The organism is Frankia nepalensis, from assembly GCF_016786325.1.
Taxonomy (GTDB): domain Bacteria; phylum Actinomycetota; class Actinomycetes; order Frankiales; family Frankiaceae; genus Pseudofrankia; species Pseudofrankia nepalensis.
Genome location: NZ_JADWYU010000117.1, coordinates 1 through 17,014 on the forward strand (window position 1 = coordinate 1; position 17,014 = coordinate 17,014).

At 73.1% G+C, this 17,014-nt stretch carries 15 protein-coding genes and 2 pseudogenes; 5 read left to right on the forward strand and 12 right to left on the reverse strand.

What is annotated here, in order from left to right; genetic code table 11:
• The 5 genes and pseudogenes from I6A81_RS43420 to I6A81_RS15045 all read left to right on the forward strand — a co-directional run.
• Positions 1–306 (forward strand): annotated as a pseudogene (locus tag I6A81_RS43420) (hypothetical protein); the annotation flags it as partial.
• 92 nt (positions 307–398) lie between these two features.
• On the forward strand, positions 399–965 hold the full coding sequence (locus tag I6A81_RS15030) for a hypothetical protein (RefSeq protein ID WP_203000744.1): 567 nt from the start codon (positions 399–401) through the stop codon (positions 963–965).
• On the forward strand, positions 962–2,512 hold the full coding sequence (locus I6A81_RS15035) for a hypothetical protein (RefSeq protein ID WP_203010213.1): 1,551 nt from the start codon (positions 962–964) through the stop codon (positions 2,510–2,512). The genes I6A81_RS15030 and I6A81_RS15035 overlap by 4 nt, the downstream gene beginning before the upstream one ends.
• Positions 2,509–2,793, forward strand: coding sequence for a hypothetical protein (locus I6A81_RS15040; RefSeq protein WP_203000740.1), 285 nt, complete (start codon positions 2,509–2,511; stop codon positions 2,791–2,793). The genes I6A81_RS15035 and I6A81_RS15040 overlap by 4 nt, the downstream gene beginning before the upstream one ends.
• Positions 2,790–4,463: a hypothetical protein gene (locus I6A81_RS15045; RefSeq protein WP_203000738.1), complete on the forward strand. Its 1,674-nt coding sequence runs from the start codon at positions 2,790–2,792 to the stop codon at positions 4,461–4,463. Before I6A81_RS15040 ends, I6A81_RS15045 begins: the two co-directional genes overlap by 4 nt.
• Positions 4,464–4,811: 348 nt before the next feature.
• Here I6A81_RS15045 and I6A81_RS15050 read toward each other — a convergent pair whose 3' ends face one another.
• The 12 genes and pseudogenes from I6A81_RS15050 to I6A81_RS15105 form a co-directional block, all read right to left on the reverse strand.
• Positions 4,812–5,888, reverse strand: a complete 1,077-nt coding sequence (locus I6A81_RS15050; RefSeq protein WP_203000736.1) for a uroporphyrinogen decarboxylase/cobalamine-independent methonine synthase family protein — start codon at positions 5,886–5,888, stop codon at positions 4,812–4,814.
• Positions 5,881–6,345 carry a GlcG/HbpS family heme-binding protein gene (locus tag I6A81_RS15055; RefSeq protein ID WP_203000734.1) on the reverse strand — a complete coding sequence of 155 codons (465 nt, stop codon included), beginning with the start codon at positions 6,343–6,345 and terminating at the stop codon, positions 5,881–5,883. Before I6A81_RS15055 ends, I6A81_RS15050 begins: the two co-directional genes overlap by 8 nt.
• A complete protein-coding gene (locus I6A81_RS15060; protein WP_203000732.1) occupies positions 6,342–7,154 on the reverse strand; it encodes an alpha/beta fold hydrolase in 813 nt (270 codons plus the stop codon). Before I6A81_RS15060 ends, I6A81_RS15055 begins: the two co-directional genes overlap by 4 nt.
• 127 nt (positions 7,155–7,281) lie before the next feature.
• Positions 7,282–7,647: pseudogene (locus I6A81_RS15065) on the reverse strand (VOC family protein); the annotation flags it as partial.
• A 39-nt stretch (positions 7,648–7,686) separates the two neighbouring features.
• Positions 7,687–8,490, reverse strand: a complete 804-nt coding sequence (locus I6A81_RS15070; RefSeq protein WP_203000728.1) for a fumarylacetoacetate hydrolase family protein — start codon at positions 8,488–8,490, stop codon at positions 7,687–7,689.
• Positions 8,490–9,962: an NAD-dependent succinate-semialdehyde dehydrogenase gene (locus tag I6A81_RS15075; protein WP_407661306.1), complete on the reverse strand. Its 1,473-nt coding sequence runs from the start codon at positions 9,960–9,962 to the stop codon at positions 8,490–8,492. Before I6A81_RS15075 ends, I6A81_RS15070 begins: the two co-directional genes overlap by 1 nt.
• 2 nt (positions 9,963–9,964) lie before the next feature.
• Positions 9,965–10,879 carry a VOC family protein gene (locus I6A81_RS15080; RefSeq protein ID WP_203000724.1) on the reverse strand — a complete coding sequence of 305 codons (915 nt, stop codon included), beginning with the start codon at positions 10,877–10,879 and terminating at the stop codon, positions 9,965–9,967.
• Between the two features lie 134 nt (positions 10,880–11,013).
• Positions 11,014–11,919 (reverse strand): LysR family transcriptional regulator, encoded by a 906-nt coding sequence (locus I6A81_RS15085; protein ID WP_203000722.1) that lies wholly within the window; start codon positions 11,917–11,919, stop codon positions 11,014–11,016.
• A 118-nt stretch (positions 11,920–12,037) separates the two neighbouring features.
• Positions 12,038–13,978 carry an ATP-binding cassette domain-containing protein gene (locus I6A81_RS15090; protein WP_238428438.1) on the reverse strand — a complete coding sequence of 647 codons (1,941 nt, stop codon included), beginning with the start codon at positions 13,976–13,978 and terminating at the stop codon, positions 12,038–12,040.
• A 3-nt stretch (positions 13,979–13,981) separates the two neighbouring features.
• Positions 13,982–15,109 (reverse strand): sugar ABC transporter substrate-binding protein, encoded by a 1,128-nt coding sequence (locus I6A81_RS15095; protein ID WP_238428437.1) that lies wholly within the window; start codon positions 15,107–15,109, stop codon positions 13,982–13,984.
• A 227-nt stretch (positions 15,110–15,336) separates the two neighbouring features.
• Positions 15,337–16,410, reverse strand: a complete 1,074-nt coding sequence (locus I6A81_RS15100; protein WP_203000718.1) for an ABC transporter permease — start codon at positions 16,408–16,410, stop codon at positions 15,337–15,339.
• Complete coding sequence (locus tag I6A81_RS15105; RefSeq protein ID WP_407661305.1) at positions 16,407–17,000, reverse strand: carboxymuconolactone decarboxylase family protein; 594 nt, start codon at positions 16,998–17,000, stop codon at positions 16,407–16,409. The genes I6A81_RS15100 and I6A81_RS15105 overlap by 4 nt, the downstream gene beginning before the upstream one ends.
• Positions 17,001–17,014: the final 14 nt, after the last annotated feature.

A 17,014-nucleotide genomic window follows, 5' to 3' on the forward strand; every position in this document is an offset into this window, starting at 1 on the left:
ATTCCGTTTCGTGACCAGTCCGCGCGACGCCCGGCTCCGAAGCCCCGCCCCGACGGCCCTTCGGACACCGACACCGCCCCACGTCACCCCGCCTCGGACACGCCGACCGCACCCGGCGGGCACCGTGCCGCTGGCGCCTCGGCCGCCGCGGACCGGCACCTGCCGGCGGCCGGCAGTCCGCCCTTGGGCGCGGACCAGACGCCTACCCCGGTTCCCGGCGAGGTCCAGCCGCCCCATCGCGCGCCGCCGGCCGGCCTGGCCGAGCCCGACAGCCCTCCCGACCTGCCCAGCCCCGACCTCTGGTGACCCGCCCAGACCTGGCGACCGGCCGAGCCGGCGCCCGTCCTCCGCACGCCCTGACCCACGCACAGCGGCCGACACCCCGATCAGGCAGGACCATGCAACCGACCCCGCGGGCCGACAAGCCGCCCACGCCCCCGTGGAACCTCACCGCCCTTGACCGGCCCACCATCATCCGTCTCCCCGACGAGCCCGGCCCCGGGACCGATGACGATCCGACCCGCGCGCTCGCCGCCGCCGCGCTACACGCCCAGACCCGCGGCGACCCGGCCGCCCCCGCCCTGATCCGCCAGCTCGCCGAGGCCGGCGTCGTCGCCGTCCGCGCCGGCAGGCGTCTTCTCGCCTGCCGCGAAACCGTCAACACCTGGGTCCTGCTCCCCACCCACCGCCGCGCCACCGCCCGCGCTCTCGCGCACACCGCCACGACCCGCGCCCACGACCTGGCTGTCCTGCGCCGCCGCACCCTCCCGCCCGAACCCACCGGCCCCGACGACCCGGAACCGGAACCGGAACCAGCCCGCCCCCACACCCCAGGACGCCGATCCCGGGCCCCCAGGGGGCACCCCCGCGCACCGGGCCGGTCGAACACAACCCCGCTCGGACCGGCCCGCCCAGCCGCCAGCAGTCCCAACCCCATGACCCGCATCTCGAGGAGCCGGCGGTGAGCGACCCCACCCCCACGAGCAACGACCCCGCCCGCCTGGCCCGCGGCGTCGGACCGGCGCCACGTGACCGCACCCACGACCTGCCCACGCGTTCCCATCCCTTCTGGCCCCGCCACAGCCTGCCCCCGACCGCCGGCTACCCTCCGCGCCGCGCCCATGCCGGCGCCACCGCCGCCGACCTGCGCGCGGCCCGCGGCCCCTACCGCCCCACCACGGACGCGCCCCGCGACGTGCTACTCGCCGCCCTGCACGATGTCGCCACTCTCACCCACGACCAGCCCGCCGCGGCCCGTACGCACGCCCTGGCCCTCGTCGCCCGCCACCGCCATGTTGACCTTGCCGACCTCGTCGTCACCGCGGTCGGTGTCGGTGACCTGCTGCGGGCCGCCGGCCTGTCCGCCCCGACCCGCCACGGCGAACCCGCCCTCGACGCGCTGGCCGACCGCAACCTGCCGCTCGCCCTCGACACCTACCTCGCCCGCGCCCACGTCGCCCACGCCGAGGCCCACTCCACCCCCGACCTGCCCCGCCTTCTCCTGCTCACCCACGCCCTGCATCACGGCGTCCCCGCCGACATCCTGTTCACCATCCCCGCCCGGCTCCCACCCGGCGCCGGCGGCGCGGCCCGCGACGACCTCGTCGGCTGGCACGGCGCCGCACGGGCCTTCGCGGCTCTCGACGCCACCGTCCGCGCCGCCGCCGCCGGCCGCGACTGGCTCACCGCCACCGCCCTGCGCACCGCCGACGACGCACGGCTCGCGCTCGGCGTCACCCATCTCACCCACCCCGCCCTCGCCGCCCAGCTCGCCACCAACGGCCCCGCCGTGAACACCGACGCCCTGCGTGCCATCGCCACCCGCGCCATCCCCGTCACCAGCCCGACCGACCTCAGCCACACCGCGCTGCAAGCCGTCTGCCACCGCCACGGCTGGCTCCTCGGCACGCCCGCCGAACAGACCCACCTCGACCACCTCGCACGCGTCCTGCCCGCCGCCCTCGGCGCCTCGGGCCTCACCGAGCTCGCCCGCGGCCACCTCGACCACCTCACCGAACTCGCCCAGCGCCTCAGTCCCACCGACGCCGCCGACCGGCCCCGCGGCCCCGACGGCCACAACCCGGCTCCCCAGCCACACCCCGCCCGACCGCACACCCCACTGACCAACCCGCTCCTCGACGACGCCGCCCGCGCCGCCCTCGCCCACTTCGCCGGCTACCAGACCCAACCCCATCCCACCCGCACCCATGCCTTCGTCGCCCGCTACCCCCGCCTCCTCGCCGGCGACGCCCTGCACCCCGCACCCGCGCTTCTCGCTACCCCCGCCCCGTCGGCCTCGGTCACCGGCGCCCTGGCCAGGGCCGCCGACGCCGAACCACCAACCCCCACCCCCGGCCGCGGCACCGCGCCGTCGCTGTCCAACGCCGCGCGCACCCTCGTCCCCCGCGACGCCGCGCACCCTGCGGCCCCACCCGCCGGCCAGGCGGTAGCGGCGGACAGCGAGCCCGGCCTCGCCGCGCCACCGCCGGACGTGGCCGACTGTGGCCTGTGACCGCCCTCGCCACCAACCAGGGGACCCTCATGCCCACACCGCTCACCCTCGACGAGATCCGCCGGCTTCCCGCCGCCATCGACCTCATGACCGCCGCGAGGGCCTTCAACCTCGGCCGCACCCTCGCGTACACCCTCGCCCGCGAGGGCCGCTTCCCCGTTCCCGTCCAGCGCCACAGCCGCGTCTACCGCCTCCACACCACCGACATCCTGAACGCCCTCACCACCACCGACTCACCGGCCCGGCCGCTCCCGCGACCTCAGGAAGGCAGGATGGGATGAGCCCTCCGCGGCCGGACGCCGGCGACCACCGGCCCGCGATCGAGATCACGACCGACTCAGGGATCTGGCGCCTCGGCGCGACGCTCGGCAAGACCGACGAGGGTATGCGGGTCACCGCCGAACTGGCCACGGACCCCGCTGGCACCGGCACCCTCACGCCGGTGTGGACCACGGCCCAGCCCTCCCTCGCCGCGCTGGAGGAGACCCTCGGCTGGGCGATCCCCCTACCCGCGCAGAACCTGCTGCGCCCCACCGTCCCCCGCCGCGGGCAGCACGCCCAGTCCGCGCGTCCGCTGCCCGACGACGTCGCCCGCGCCCTCGCCCGGCCCACCCGCACCAGCCTGGTCCACGTCACCGACCAGCCGACCTACAGCTACGGCCGGCTCCTGACCGCCGAAGACCCCGTCTGCCGCTGGGAACAGGGCGCCGTCCGCGTCGACCTGTTCGCCGGGGTCAGCGCCGACGGGCCGGTACTCGGCTACCGCATCAGCGAACTCCTGCCCGGCCAGCAACCCGCCGTCCTGTTCGCCGGCGCCCACGACGACCTGCCCGAATGGGACGACCGCCACGCCGACGACGCGATCAGCACCGTCCTCGTGCGCGCGATCCGCCGCGGCCTGGACGACACCGACGGCACCCCCCGCCAACACGCCTTCCTCAACCGCCACCACCAGCTGCTCGCCGCCGCCGCGTCCTTCCCACCCGACCCGCCCTACCCTCCGGGCACCCGCGTCGTCGTCCACCGCGACAACCAGGCCCTGCGTGCCACCGGCACGATCCTCGCCGCCGTCGAGGACACCACCGGCCAGGCCTACCTGTGGCGACCCGACGCCGCCGACCTGCCCGGTCACCCCTGGCGCGACCACCCCAGCTGGGCGCTGCGCGCCGGTCCCTGGCACTGCACACCCACGCTCGCCACCCCCGCCCCCGCCACCACCGGTCCCGACGGCCCCGTCGTGCTCACCCTCGGCGCCGTCGTCGCCACCATCGACGACCCCCGCTTCCACACCGGCACCGTGCTACGCGCCTTCGCCGACGGCGACCACCGCCGCTACGAGATCCAGCCCCACAACACCCCGCTGCCCCCGGTCATCCTCAACGCCGAGGGTGTCATTCCCCTGCGCGGCACCGCCTGGCCCACCACCACCGCCCTCCTGCGGGCCCGCAAGACCGCCGGGCTCCCCCTGCAAGCCGGCGAGGTCCTGCCCACCGTCCGCGAAAGCAGCTTCGTCGCCGACGCCCGCCACGGCCCTTTCGTCACCATCCTGCCAACCGGCACCCCGTCCAATCCCGCCCTCGACCCCGAACACACCGCCCCCATCCCCGCGCCGACCAGGACCCAGAACGGCGCGACCCTGCGCCACCTCGGCGACCTCATCCAGATCGACGATCCCATCCACGGCCGCCTCGAAGTCCACCAGCAGCTCTTCAACACCGCGTGCGCCCAGGCCGACACCCACCTCACCGACCTTCTCGCCCGCCGCCCCTGGATCACCACCCACCCCGACCAGCCCCGCTTCGTCACCGCGGCCCTCGCCGCCCTCCACGCCGCCACCGACCTCACCCCCACCCCCGAACCCCCTGCCGCCCAGACCGGTCCCACCGCCGAAACCCCGCCCGCCGTCCCGGACCTGACTGACACCGATCCGCCTTTCGAACCAGGCCCGTGACCGCCCCGCCGGACACGCCCCCGGCGACACGCCTGACTCCACCTCCCACCACCGAGGCGTGGCTCGCGTCCTGCGCCGTCGACTACGAGCCCGGCCTCCCCACCACCGCCGCCGTCGTCGTCATCAACACCACCCAGACCGCGCAGAGCTACACCATCGAAGTCACCTTCACCAGCACCCGGGACAGAGCCCGCTGCTGGAAGCGCGATCGCACCGATGGCAGGCAATCTGTTGACCGCGGGCCGGATTCGGCGACGGGCATCGCGTCATCGCCCCTGACGACCGGCCCCGGCCAAGGCGAAGCGGCTTGGCCGAGGCCGGTGCGTCCGGTATGTTCCGTGCGGCGGCCTACAGCTCGTTGCCCCAGAAGTACCGGGCCACCATCTCCACCCGCTGCAGTTTGCCGTGCTGGATGCCCTCGTCGATCTGGGCTGGGGAGGCGTGGAACCCGCCGTTGGTCGAGATCGCGATGTCGTCGATGTCGACGGTCTCCGCCGCCGCGTCGATGCGGCCGACCAGTTCGTCGACGTCCTCCAGCCCTGGGTCGCTCACATCCACGACGCCGAGCGACAGCACGAGACCGGCCGGCACGGCGGCGAGCGGGAACCGGCGCGCACCGTCGCGGCCGAACTCGACGCACAGCCTGCCGAACGGCAGCCGGCTGAGGAAGGCGGTCACAGCGGCGGCGGCGTAGGGCCCGGAGGCGGCCCCGGCGGTCGTGACGTCAAGGCCGACGCGGAATTCCGCCGGCGCCTCGAGCCCGGCGAGCACCTCCCCGTCGGTGGCGAGCATCCGTTCGACCACCGCGTCCGCGTCGAGGCCCAGTTCGGCGGCCTGCGCCCGGCCGGGCTGCGTGAGCAGGAAGCCATAGGCCGGGTTGGTCAGCAGCACGTAGCGGACCCCGTCGGCGGCCAGGGCGGCGATCTCGTCTCGCAGGATCCGGGCGAGTCCGTCCCCCGCGTCCGCAGGCGGCCGCGCCCCGGCCGCCGTCGTGGCCTGCGCGGCGAGTTCGGCGACGAAGCCCGGCGCGGGAAGCGCGATCATGACTGGCCGCTGCGACACCGAGAGCACGAAGTCGGTCTCGTGCTTGGCCAGCCGGCCACGCTCGGCTGGCGCGTCGGCCCACGCCCGGGTCTCGGGCGCGTGCCGGCCGCCGACGAGGCGGGCGAGCGGTCCGGCGGCCGCACCAGCGGGCCCGAATCCGGCGACACCGTCATGGACGACGGACAGGTGGTCGCGCCGGCGGTACTCGCCGTCGGACAGCGCCGAAAGCCCCAGGCGGCGCTGCGTCCGCAGCGCCCGGGCGACGGCGGCGTCCTCGGCGCCGTCGCCCGGGTCGCCTCCGGCGGCCCGGGACTCCGCCAGGTCGGGTGGGGTGAGCAGGCTGCCGTGGTGGTCGATGTGGTATTTGAAGTCGTCAGCCACGGCCGGTCTCCTTCCGCGCGCCGGACCAGGCAGCGAAGTCCGTCTCGAAGCCGGCCGTTTTCACGATCTGCTCGCAGATCCGCTGGTCCTCGTCGGGGCTGCCGCCCGAGATCCCGACGCCGCCGAGGATCGCGCCGTCGCGCTTGAGCGCGAAGCCGCCCTTGGTGGCGATGATCGGGTGGTGGCCCATGCGCCCGACGTGGGCGAAGAAGACGGGGTCGGAGTCGCGCCAGCCCTCCAGCATCTCGGTGGGCCGCTGCATCACGGCGGCCGAGTAGGCCTTGGAGAGGGCGATGCTCGGTGTCATCGGCCGGGCGCCGTCCATTCGCTCGACGAGCACGACGAATCCTCCGTAGTCGACGACGGCGATGCTGAGCGCCTTGCCCAGCTCCAGGCCCAGCGCGCGGGCCTCGTCCACGAGTGCGCGGGCCTCGGCGAGGGTGGGGGACGAGGTCACGTCGACGCTCCTGAGGTTGACAGCGCCGGCTTCTCGGCGCTGTAGACGGTCGCGAGGAATCTGTCGAGGCTGGCGTTGAACAGCGCCGGCACCTCCCAGTACATCGAGTGCGGACCGGCGGCGACGAGCTCAAGCGTCGCGGCCGGCAGCAGCGCGGCCGCGGCACGGACCGTCTCAGGCCGCAGCACGGCGTCCCGGCCCCCGGCGAGGAAGCAGATCGGGATGCCCGAGGCGGCGACCTCCTCGACGGTCGGCCCGTCGGTGTTGAGGTTGCGCAGGTCGGCCATCTTGGCCGCGTTGAACGTGCCCATCTGCCGGAACAGGAAGGTCCTGGCCGGGTCGACCTCACGGAAGTGCGGGGTGAGCAGCCGGTCGAGGACGGGCAGCTTCTCGGCCTCCGCCCGGTCAGCGCGCACCCGGGCGGCCAGGTCGGGGTGGTCGATCCCGCCGAGCGAGTGGGCCAGCACGACGCCGGCGGCGCGGTCCGGGGCACGCAATGCCGCCTTCAGCGCGGCGGCGGCGCCGATCGACTGGCCGACGAGCACGGCCCGGTCGACGCCGCTGGCCTCGAGGACCGCGAGGATGTCGTCGGGGAATCGGCGACTGTCGAACTCGTCCATCTCCGAGTCCGACCGGCCGAAGCCGCGCAGGTCCAGGGTCACCACCGTGTACCGATCGCGCAGGTGCGGGACCTGCTGCCACCAGGCGGCGTGGTGGCCGCCGGAGCCGTGCACGAACAGGATTCCGGGCCCGGCGCCGTGGGTCTCGTAGTAGATCCGTGCGCCGTCGGCCGAGGTTGCGAACGCCATGTCAGTCTCCCTGTCCGGCTGCGCTACCGGCCGCGGGCCCGCCAGGCACGCCGACGCCTGGCCCGTCGGCTCCCGGCGCGCTGCCCGCCCCGCGCGGGGCGCCGGCGCCAGGGGGGCCGCCCGCGCCGGGGCGCCGGCCATGCCAGACGAGCTCGATCATGGTGTGGTCCGGGTCGTGGATATAGCAGAACTTGGAGTTGTTCTCCGGACGCTCGATCGGCCGGGTGTGCCGGACGCCGACGTCCCGGAGGTGCTCCAGGAAGCCGTCCCAGTCCTCCACCTCGATCGCGAAGTGGTACGGGGACATGCGGTCCATCTCCTCGACCGGCGTGAAGTGAAGGTCGAAGTTGCCGCGCGTCATCAGGACGACCCTGGTGTTGCTCTTCGGGGTGATGGCCTTGAGGCCGAACACCCTGGAGTACCACTCCTTGGTGCGCTCGGGGTCCGTGGTCGGGAAGTTTACGTGGTGGATATAGGCGGGACGGCTACTCATCACTTCTCCACTGGTTTTCCGTTCGCCGGTCTTCCTGTTCTACATTTCCTGGACGACGGGGTTCGAAAGAGTCCCGATTCCCGTGATCGTCACGCCGAGTGCCTTGCCGACCGGCATTTCGACCACAGCGTCTGTGCCCATCCACAGCACGTCGCCAGGCGACAGGGTGATGTACCTGGAGATCTCCACGATGTAGTCGTAGGGGTCGAACACCATGGCACCGGTGGCGAACTCGGCGACCGTGTCGCCGCCGACGGCGACGAGCGTGCGTGAGCCCATCGGGTCGACGTCGGTCTCGATCCAGGGGCCCATCGGCTTGAACGTGTCGCTGTTCTTCGCCCGCCACAGGGTCCGGTCCGTGTGCTGCCAGTCGCGGGCGGACACGTCGTTGCCGATGGTCCAGCCGAAGACGGCCCGGCGTGCCTGTTCCCGGGTGCACCGGCGCGCCGGCCGGCCGATCACGGCCACCAGTTCGGCCTCGGCCTCGAACCGGCCGGCGCAGTCCGCGGGCTTCACGACGGCGGCGCCATGGCCGACCAGAGCGCTGTTGGCCCGGTAACCGACCTCCGGGCGTTCCGGCACCTTCGCGGCCGTCATCCCGCGTGCCTGGGCGTGGTGGATGTGCGCGGTGTAGTTCAGCCCGACCGCGAAGAACGTGTTCGGCACGACTGGTGGCAGCAGCTCCACGTCGGTGAGCGACAGCCACTCGTCGCGCGGTCGGAACTCGCCGAACAGGTCACCGTCGACCGGCCGGACGGTCTCGTCGTCCTCGACGACGCCGAACCGCGCCGCGTCGGGCCGGCCGCCGGGCGCGGCGAGGCCACGGAACCGACACCAGCGCATCAGATCTGCATCCGGTGGGCGACCCGCTTGGTGACCAGGTAGCCCTCCAGGCCCTCCGAGCCGCCCTCGCGGCCATGGCCGCTCTCCTTGACGCCACCCGACGGGGCCTGCGGCACCGAGCCGCCGACGTGGTTGATCGACAGGATGCCCGCCTCGAACGCCCGGGCGAGCCTCGCCGCGAGGTCGGCGCGATGGGTGAAGCCATAGGCCGCCAGGCCGTAGGGCAGCGCGTTGGCCCGGCTGATCGCCTCGTCGAGGTCGGAGAACGGCAGGATGGGCGCGAGCGGGCCGAACGGCTCCTCACGCAGGATCGCCGCGTCTTCGGGCACGTCGACGAGCACGGTCGGCGGGTAGAAGTACCCCGGCCCGTCCGGCACCTCGCCGCCGGTGAGCACCCGCGCCCCGCGTGCCCGCGCGTCGGTGACCATCGCGTCCACGGCCGCGCGCCGGCGCGGGTTCGCCAGCGGGCCCATCATCACGCCGGGCGCGAGCCCGTCGCCCACCCGGACGGCCGCGGCGGCTTCGGCGAACACGTCCACAAACGTGTCGTAGCCGCTCTCGTGGACGTAGAACCGGCTCGGCGAGGTGCAGACCTGCCCGGCGTTGACGAACTTCCCGCGGGCGCAGGAGCGCGCGGCCTCGGCCGGGTCGACGTCCTCGCAGACGATGACCGGCGCGTGCCCACCCAACTCCATGATCGTCGGTTTCATCGCGGCGGCTGCCAGGCCCGCGAGGTGCTTGCCGACCGGCACCGACCCGGTGAACGCCACGAACCGGATCTCTGGCGCGGCAATCAGGTGCTCGGAGACCTCGCTCGGTACCCCGAAGACCAGGTTGAGCACACCTGCCGGCAGACCGGCCTCTTCGAACGCGCGCACCAGCAGGTTCGCGGTGCCCGGTGTCTCCTCCGACGCCTTGATGACGATCGAGCATCCGGCCGCGAGAGCCGCCGCAATCTTGCGCATCGGGCCGCCCGCCGGGAAGTTCCACGGGGTGAACGCGGCGACCGGGCCGACCGGCGCCCTGGTCACTGTGAGGGTCTCCCCCGGCCCGGTCGGAATGATCCGGCCGTAGGCGCGCCGGCCCTCCTCAGCGTCCCAGTCCAGCAGCGTGGCGACTCGTGTCACCTCGCCGGTGGCCTCGCCATGTGGCTTGCCCTCTTCCAGGGTCATCACCCGGCCGATCTCGTTGGCCTGGGCGCGCAGCAGGTCGGCGGCGCGGCGCAGAATCGCCGTGCGCCGCTCGACAGGGAGGTCACGCCACAGCGCGAAGCCCCGCCCGGCGGCGGCGACGGCGGCGTCCAGGTCGGCCCGCTCGGCCAGCGGCACCTCCCCGAGGACCTGCCCGGTCGCCGGGTTGAGTACCGGCTCGCGCCGGGCCCCGCTGCCCTGGGTCCACTGGCCGTCGACGTACAGGGCCAGCTCCGGGTACCGGGCCTCGGCCGCGGCGCGGCCAGGTGTGGCCGTCTGCATGGTCATTCGGCACCGTCCCGGTTCGCGTGCAGGGTCCACAGGTGGTGCGGCGGGCTGGTCTCGTGCACCCGGGCCGGGTAGGTGTCGTCGACCCGGTCCATGTCGGCGGCGTACTCGACCCGGCCGCCGGACGGGGCTTGCACGAACCGGAAGACGTTCGAGCCGACGGTGTGCCGGCCGAGGCGGCGCGACTCCCGCCAGCCACGTTCGATCATCTGGTTACCGCCGAGGATCACCTCGTCGAAGCCGGCCACCTCGTAGGCCGTATGGTTGACGCCAGCGCGGTCCGGCCGGTGGCACAGCAGCAGGGTGTGCTGGTCGTCGTCGCCGTCGGCCCGTAGGAAGGTGCCCATCGGCAGCACGTCGTCGGTGATCCGGAATCCGAGCCGCTCGACGTAGAACGCGACCGCTGCCTGCCTGCCCTCCTTCGGGATGTTCCAGGCGATGTGGCAGATCCGCAGTGGCCGGACCGGGCCGTCCGGCGGGGCGAGCGGGGTGTTCCAGCGACGCACGGCGCCCGGCCGGTTCACCGCGGGCTGCGCGACGGTGGGACGGGTCTCGGCGGCCACCGCGAGGCCGAGCCCGAATCCGGTCTCGTCGTGGGTGTGCGCGACGCCGTCGGCGTCGACGGTGACCGGGCGGTCCTTGCGCAGGCCCTCGACCAGCCGGTCGAGGCTGGCCTGGTCGTCGACGCCCCAGACCAGCTCGCGCAGCGTGCTCCCTGGTTCGAGGGCGGGGGGCAGCGTCGGGTCCGCGCGCCGGCGCAGCTCCACGACCTGGTTGGTACGGGTCGCCAGGACCACGCGGTCGTCTCCGGGATCACCGACCAGGGCCAGGCCGAAATCCTCGAAGAATCGGCGGCAGGTCACCATGTCGTCCACGCCGTAGACGGCCCGCTCGATGCGTTTGATCGTCATCGCTGGGCGCTCCTGTCTGAGCACGCACGGCGGGGGCCGTCGTGCGGATATGGCCGAGCCTACGGCCGCGGCTAATGCCGGCGGCCCGCCCGGCCGCGTTTTTAATGAACACTGATGATTCGGGATTCGGAGAGTCAGCCCGCCGTCATCGGGTTGCGGGTGAACCAGGTAGTGATGTAATCGAGGAAAACCCGGACCCGACGCAGGGTGTGCGCGCCCGGCGAGTGCACGGCGTACAGGGACCGCTCCGGCCCGCGGTAATCGGGCAGCGCACGTTCGAGCTGACCGCCCGCCAAGTCCGCGGCGACCGTCCGAATGGGCATCAGCGCGAGCCCTCTACCCCGCACGGCGGCCTTGCGCAGCGTCAGGTAGCTGTTCGACGAGTACACGGCCGTCAGCACCTTCGAATGCACCTCCCGGCCGTTGCCGCGCAGGTGCCAGATCGGGTCGTTGAGATGCACGAGGCAGTCGTGCTCGGAAAGCTGGTTCGGCTCTTTCAGCGGCGGGCGTGCGCCCAGGTAGTCCGGCGACGCGCAGAGCACGAAGTCGATGTCGGCGAGTTTTCGGATGAGCATCGTCGAGTCGCGTAGATCCCGGGTGTGGAAGGCGACGTCGTAGCCTTGGTCGAGGAAGTCGAACGCCCGGTCCGACATCCCGCCGACCTCGAACCGCACGTGGATCTTCGGATGGTCGACCGCGAAGTCGGCGATTGCCTCTCCCAGGTCCAGGTTCCCGATCCACTTCGGGCAGATCACCGCGAGCGGGCCCTCCGCGCGCTCCCGCATCCCGCGCAGGGCCGCTTCCTCGGCGTCCAGCTCGTGCAGCATCCGGTCGGCGAAGTCGTGGTATCGCCGCCCGGCGGCCGTCAGCGTCACCGCCCGGGCGGTCCGGTTGACCAGCCGGATGTCGAGCTGCTTCTCCAGCTCGGCGACGTGCCGGGAGACCAGCGAGCCGGAGATTCCCAGCCTGCGCGCGGCCCGGCTGAAGCTGCCCTCCTCACCCACCTGGACGAAGCTGCGCATGAGGACGATCCGGTCCATGAGCCTCACCTCCCGTCGGGCCGCCCCGATGGCGCTGGAACGTACCTCTCTCAGCGCCATCGGCGCATCTCCACCCGGCCGGCCGATGGCTCCGCCGGCCGTGGCGTTCTGCAGCCGGTCAGTCCGAGACGCCAGCAGGTGGCTGTGGTGAGCCCGGCTGTTCCGGCGGGTCTGGCCGCGCGTCCGGCGGAGCCGCCGGCGTGGTCCCACGCGCTGCCGAAGGGCGCAGGAGACGCCGGGCGCCGCCTGCGTAGGTCGCGGCGACGATGGCCTCCGGTGTGACGCCGCCGCCGCCGAGTTCGGCGGCGAGCCGCCCCTCCTGGACGACCAGTACCCGGTCGCACAGCAGCGCCAGCTCGTTCTCGTCCGTGCCTGCGACGAGCACCGCGCAGCCCTGCCCGGCCGCCGCGCGGATCGCGGCCGTGATGGTCGCGCGCGCCCCCACGTCGACCGCCTGGGTGGGCTCGTGCAACGCCAGGAGCCGCGGCCGGGCCGCGAGCCACTTGGCCATCAGCACCTTCTGCTGATTGCCGCCGGAGAGCTTGCCGACCGTCATCTCGGGCGCCGGCGGGCGGACGTCGACGGCGTTGATCCAGTGCTTCACGAACGACCGCTCCCGGTCGCGCCGAACGGGCGCGAGCCCGCGCCGCTGCCGGCCCGTGCGCGGCAGCAGGACGTTCTCGGCGATGGTCTGGTCCAGCGCGAGTCCCGCGTGCTCGCGCGCCTCCGGGACCAGGACCACCCTGGCCGCGATCGCGGCCCGGCTGTCGAGCTCGGCCAACGCCAGCGTCGCGCCGTCGATCGACAGCAGGCCCGCGCGGGCCCGGCGTGCCCCGGTGACCAGGTAGGGCAGCTCGTCGTACCCGGAGCCGGCGAGCCCGGTGATACCGACGATCTCGCCGCGTGCCAGCCGGAGACTGAGGTCCGTGGCCACGGCGCCGGTCACCCCGGCCAGTTCGATCAGCCCCTCCCCCGCGGCGGCCCGCGCCGGCCCCGCCGCGCGCTGGCCTTCCGGGGCTCCGGGCGACGCGTGCGGTCCCGGGCCACGAGCGACGACGCTCGGGGCCGCCTCCGATCTGGCCGCGGACGCTGGCCCGGCCAGCGCCGCCGCCGGGGACCGCGTGGACCCGGCGAGCGCCCGGCCGAGCACCAGTCGGGCGAGGTCCGTCTCGCGCAGGCCCGCGGTGAGCAGGCCCGATTCGACGACTACCCCGTCGCGCAGGACGGTCACGCGGTCGGCGGCCTCGACGACCTCCTCGAGCCGGTGGGAGATCAGCAGGACCGCGGTGCCGGTGCCGACGACCTCGTCGAGGATCTCGTAGAACTGCTCCAGTGCCTCCCGTCCAAGCGACCGGGTCGACTCGTCGAAGATGATGAGCCCGCGGCCGGGGGACGCGTCCTGCAATGCCCGGGCGATCGCGACGGCGGCCCGCGCCTCCTCCGCGAGGGTGCCCACCGGGACGTGCAGCGGCAGCGACCGACCGAGGCGCTCCAGCAGGGCCGACGCCTCCGCCCGCTCGTGCCCCCAGCGGATCCGCCGCGACAGCCGGCCCGCCTGGAACCGGCCGACCCGCAGGTTCTCGACCACCGTCGCCTCGTTGACCAGGCCGAGGCTCTGGTGGACGACGGCGACCCCGGCCGCGCGGGCCTCCAGCGGCCGAACCGGCAGCCGCAGCGGACTCCCGTCCACCAGCACCCGTCCGCCCGGGTCCGGCGCGTGGTAGCCGGTCAGCACCTTGGCGAGGGTCGACTTCCCGCATCCGTTCTGGCCGACCAGTGCGTGGATCTCCCCCGGCAGCAGGTCCAGGCCGACCTCCCGCAGTGCCCGGTGCCGGCCGAAGGTCTTGGACACGTTCTCGACGCGCAGCCGGGGAGCGGCGACCTCGGCGAGCACGCTCGCCGGGGCGAGAACCGGGCCCGCGGCGCTGGCAGAGCCGGTCGGACCGTCAGGCGCGGCCATCGCCGCCAACCCGGCCGCGGCTTCGTCCCGGGCGTCGAGGGCCGGGGATCCGGCCAGGTCAGCGAACTCCGTCCGAGCACCGTGCTGGGAAGTCTGCATGGGTCAGCTCAGTCCCCACAGCGCCTTGAACTGGGCGGGGAAGGTCGTGGGCCCGTACCACTCGCCCGTGGCCTCGCCCTCCGGGGTCAGGTTGAGGCCCGTGACGTTCTCCCTGGTGAACAGCCGAACCACCGGCTCGTACTCCGGCAGCGGCGTCCCGAGCATCAGCCGCAGCACCGCGTCGGCGTCGACCCACCCCTGGAAGGTCGAGGCCTGGCCCGCGTCGACGTAGAGGAAGTTCTTCGCCGCGAGCATCTGCAGGCCGGCCAGCTGCGCCGAGCCCGACCCGCCCTTCACCGACGTGATCTTGCCCGACTGCTGGACACCGGCGAGCGTCGGCTGCAGGTACTGGTCGAACTCGGAGATGACGTAGTTGACACCAGGCGTGCGCAGGATCGCCGAGCTGGTCGACGGGGAGATCAGCGGGAAGTTCGCCGACGAGATCTCGTTGACCGTGACCTTGCAGTCCTCGCAGTGCGTGGAGATCTCCTCCTGGAAGCTCTCGACGTACGCCCTCGAGCTCGGGGAGTCAGTCGACCCGTTGATGACGATGTTCGCCTCACCCCCGGAATCGACGATGATCCAGTCCGCGACCGCGGTGAGCTGGGCGGTGCCACCGCCCTCGACATAGCCGAGCGTCTTGCTGGCGGGATGCGCCGGGTCGATGATCTGGTTGGTGATCAGGACCGGGATGTTCTTGGCCTGCGCGGTGTCGAGCGCGTTCGCGGCCATCCCGTACGGGATCGCGTCGGTGACCACCGCGCCGGCGTTCGCGCCGATCGCCTGATTGACGCACGCGCTGATGGTCGTGGGATTGGCGCCGCCGTTGCAGACCTGCACCGAGACGCCGACGGAGTTCAGCGCCTCGGTCAGCGCACTGCCGATGATCTTGAACTGGGACGACTGCTGGGTGATCGGCACGTAGTAGACGGTTTTGCCTTTCAGCGCGGCGACACCGTCGAGTTTCTCTGTCGGGACCGGCAGGCTCGACGCCGGCTCCAGCAGCTTCTCGACCGTCGCCGCGAGCGGGTCACCGGACGGTGAGGCTGCCGGCGGTGCTGACGCCGCCCCGCCCTCGGACTCGTCGTCCGAGTCGGTGGAGCAGCCTGCGGCGGCGAGCAGGGCCGCCATGGCTAACGCGGTGGCTGCGAGGAGATGGCGGGCGGATGACTGCCGTGCCGGGAGGGCTGGCTCGCGAATGGGTCCCAGGGATGTCCGCATCGGTGGAGAACCTTTCTGGTGAGGGTGGTGGGAGCGCTGGGCGAAACGGCCGAGGTGTCGACCGGGCCGCGGAGAACAAGGGATCTCAGGAACGCGTGCGGCGGCGCGCCTGCCGGCGGGCCGGCGCACGCGTGCATTCAGGAGGAGCGGGCGTGCAGCAACGTGGAGATCGTCACGGCGATCACCAGGACGCCTCCGTAGAAGACGTCGGACACCCAGGCGGCCACGCCCATGAGTTGCAGGCCGAGGATGCCGGTGGCCAGGAAGTAGACGGCGACCAGCGTGCCCAGCGCATTGAACCGCCCGGGCTGCAGGATCGCGGTACCGAGGAACACCGATGCGAACACGGGCATCAGGTAGCTGTGCGAGACGATCGGGTCGAACCCGCCCGTCGCCGCCGTGGCGATCACGCCGCCGATTCCGCTGATCAGGCCGGCGGCGACGAACGCGCCGAACCGGAGCCGGTTGACCCGAACGCCCGCGAGGCGGCTGACCTCACGGTTGGCGGCGACGAAACGCATGTTGCGCCCGAGCGGGGTGGCCAGGTGCACGTAGGCGAGGCCGGCCATGAGCGCGAGGCCCTCGTAGAAGCTGATCGGCAGGCCGCCGACGTCAAGCAACGCGATCTTCGAGAAGCTGCTCGGCAGCCCGCTCACGGCGGTCAGGTGACTGATCCACAGCGCGATGCCGAGCAGGAAGGTGCCCATACCCAGCGTCACGACGATCGTGTTCACGCCGACGCGCACGACCAGGGCGCCGTTCACGGCTCCGCAGGCGGTGGCGACCGCGATCGCGACCAGGCTCGCGAGCCAGACGTTCCACCCGTGCTGAACGTTGAGCACCGGCACGATCATCGCGGCGAGCCCGAAGACATAGGGCACCGACAGGTCGACGAACTCCCCGACGCAGATCGTGCACAGCAGCGCGGCGGTGAGGAACACCAGCGCCTGCTGGCTTCCGAAGATCGTCTGGAAGGTGCCGGTGGTCAGGAAGGTGTCCGGCTCGGCCAGGCCGTAGACCAGGATCAGCAGCGCCCAGACCGTGAGGACGGCGAACCTGGCGCCCTGGTAGCCCGCGGAGTGGCCATGCCACTCCTTCTGACCCCGCCCTCGCCCGTGCGGGCCCTGGCCGCCGGCGCGCGCGCCTCGTCGCAGGTCTCGGCCCCGGCCGCGGCCGGGCTGGCGGTGCGCCTCCGGCGCGGTGACGGTCATGGCGTCCCGCCGGCGAACTCGGGCTCGACACGGCCGAAGCCGTGGACGTCCGGGAACGGCGCCGGGCGGTTCGCCTGCAGGTCCACCTGGAAGGTGTTGAGCAACATGGCCAGCATCGAGAAGTTGCCGAGGCAGCCGATGAGGTCGACCAGCCCTCGCTCGCCGAAGGCAGCCAGCCCCGCGGCGAACGTCTCGTCGGTGACGAAGTGACGCTCGAGCACCTCCGTCGCGAACCGGTGCGCCACCCGCTCGTCGTCGGCTTCGAAGCCCGGCTCCTCGCGCCGGGCCAAGCGCTCGAGGCACTCCCGCTGCACACCGGCCTCGACGGCCTTGTCGACGTGCGCGTTCCAGGAGTACTGCGCGTCGAAATGCCGCGCGGCGACCAGCAGCGACAGCTCCCGCAGCCGCATCGGCAGGGCTGACTCGAAACGGCAGTAGGCGCCGAGCTCCTCGACGCGCTCACACAGGTCCGGGCTGCGCAGCCAGACCAGGAACGGACCACGCGTCCCGCCCCGGCGGGCGGTTATCCGCGCACTGATCTCGGCCTGGCGGGGAGACAGTTCTTGAATCGGCTCCAGACGCACGTGCATCCTCCTCGGGGTGA

Bases quoted from the DNA above. Each gene is read 5' to 3' on its own strand.
- I6A81_RS15030 (WP_203000744.1), top strand. From the start codon at position 399: ATGCAACCGACCCCGCGGGCCGACAAGCCGCCCACGCCCCCGTGGAAC.
- I6A81_RS15045 (WP_203000738.1), top strand. From the start codon at position 2,790: ATGAGCCCTCCGCGGCCGGACGCCGGCGACCACCGGCCCGCGATCGAG.
- I6A81_RS15060 (WP_203000732.1), bottom strand. From the start codon at position 7,154: ATGGCGTTCGCAACCTCGGCCGACGGCGCACGGATCTACTACGAGACC.
- I6A81_RS15070 (WP_203000728.1), bottom strand. From the start codon at position 8,490: ATGCGCTGGTGTCGGTTCCGTGGCCTCGCCGCGCCCGGCGGCCGGCCC.
- I6A81_RS15075 (WP_407661306.1), bottom strand. From the start codon at position 9,962: ATGCAGACGGCCACACCTGGCCGCGCCGCGGCCGAGGCCCGGTACCCG.
- I6A81_RS15080 (WP_203000724.1), bottom strand. From the start codon at position 10,879: ATGACGATCAAACGCATCGAGCGGGCCGTCTACGGCGTGGACGACATG.
- I6A81_RS15085 (WP_203000722.1), bottom strand. From the start codon at position 11,919: ATGGACCGGATCGTCCTCATGCGCAGCTTCGTCCAGGTGGGTGAGGAG.
- I6A81_RS15090 (WP_238428438.1), bottom strand. From the start codon at position 13,978: ATGCAGACTTCCCAGCACGGTGCTCGGACGGAGTTCGCTGACCTGGCC.
- I6A81_RS15095 (WP_238428437.1), bottom strand. From the start codon at position 15,109: ATGGCGGCCCTGCTCGCCGCCGCAGGCTGCTCCACCGACTCGGACGAC.
- I6A81_RS15100 (WP_203000718.1), bottom strand. From the start codon at position 16,410: ATGACCGTCACCGCGCCGGAGGCGCACCGCCAGCCCGGCCGCGGCCGG.
- I6A81_RS15105 (WP_407661305.1), bottom strand. From the start codon at position 17,000: ATGCACGTGCGTCTGGAGCCGATTCAAGAACTGTCTCCCCGCCAGGCC.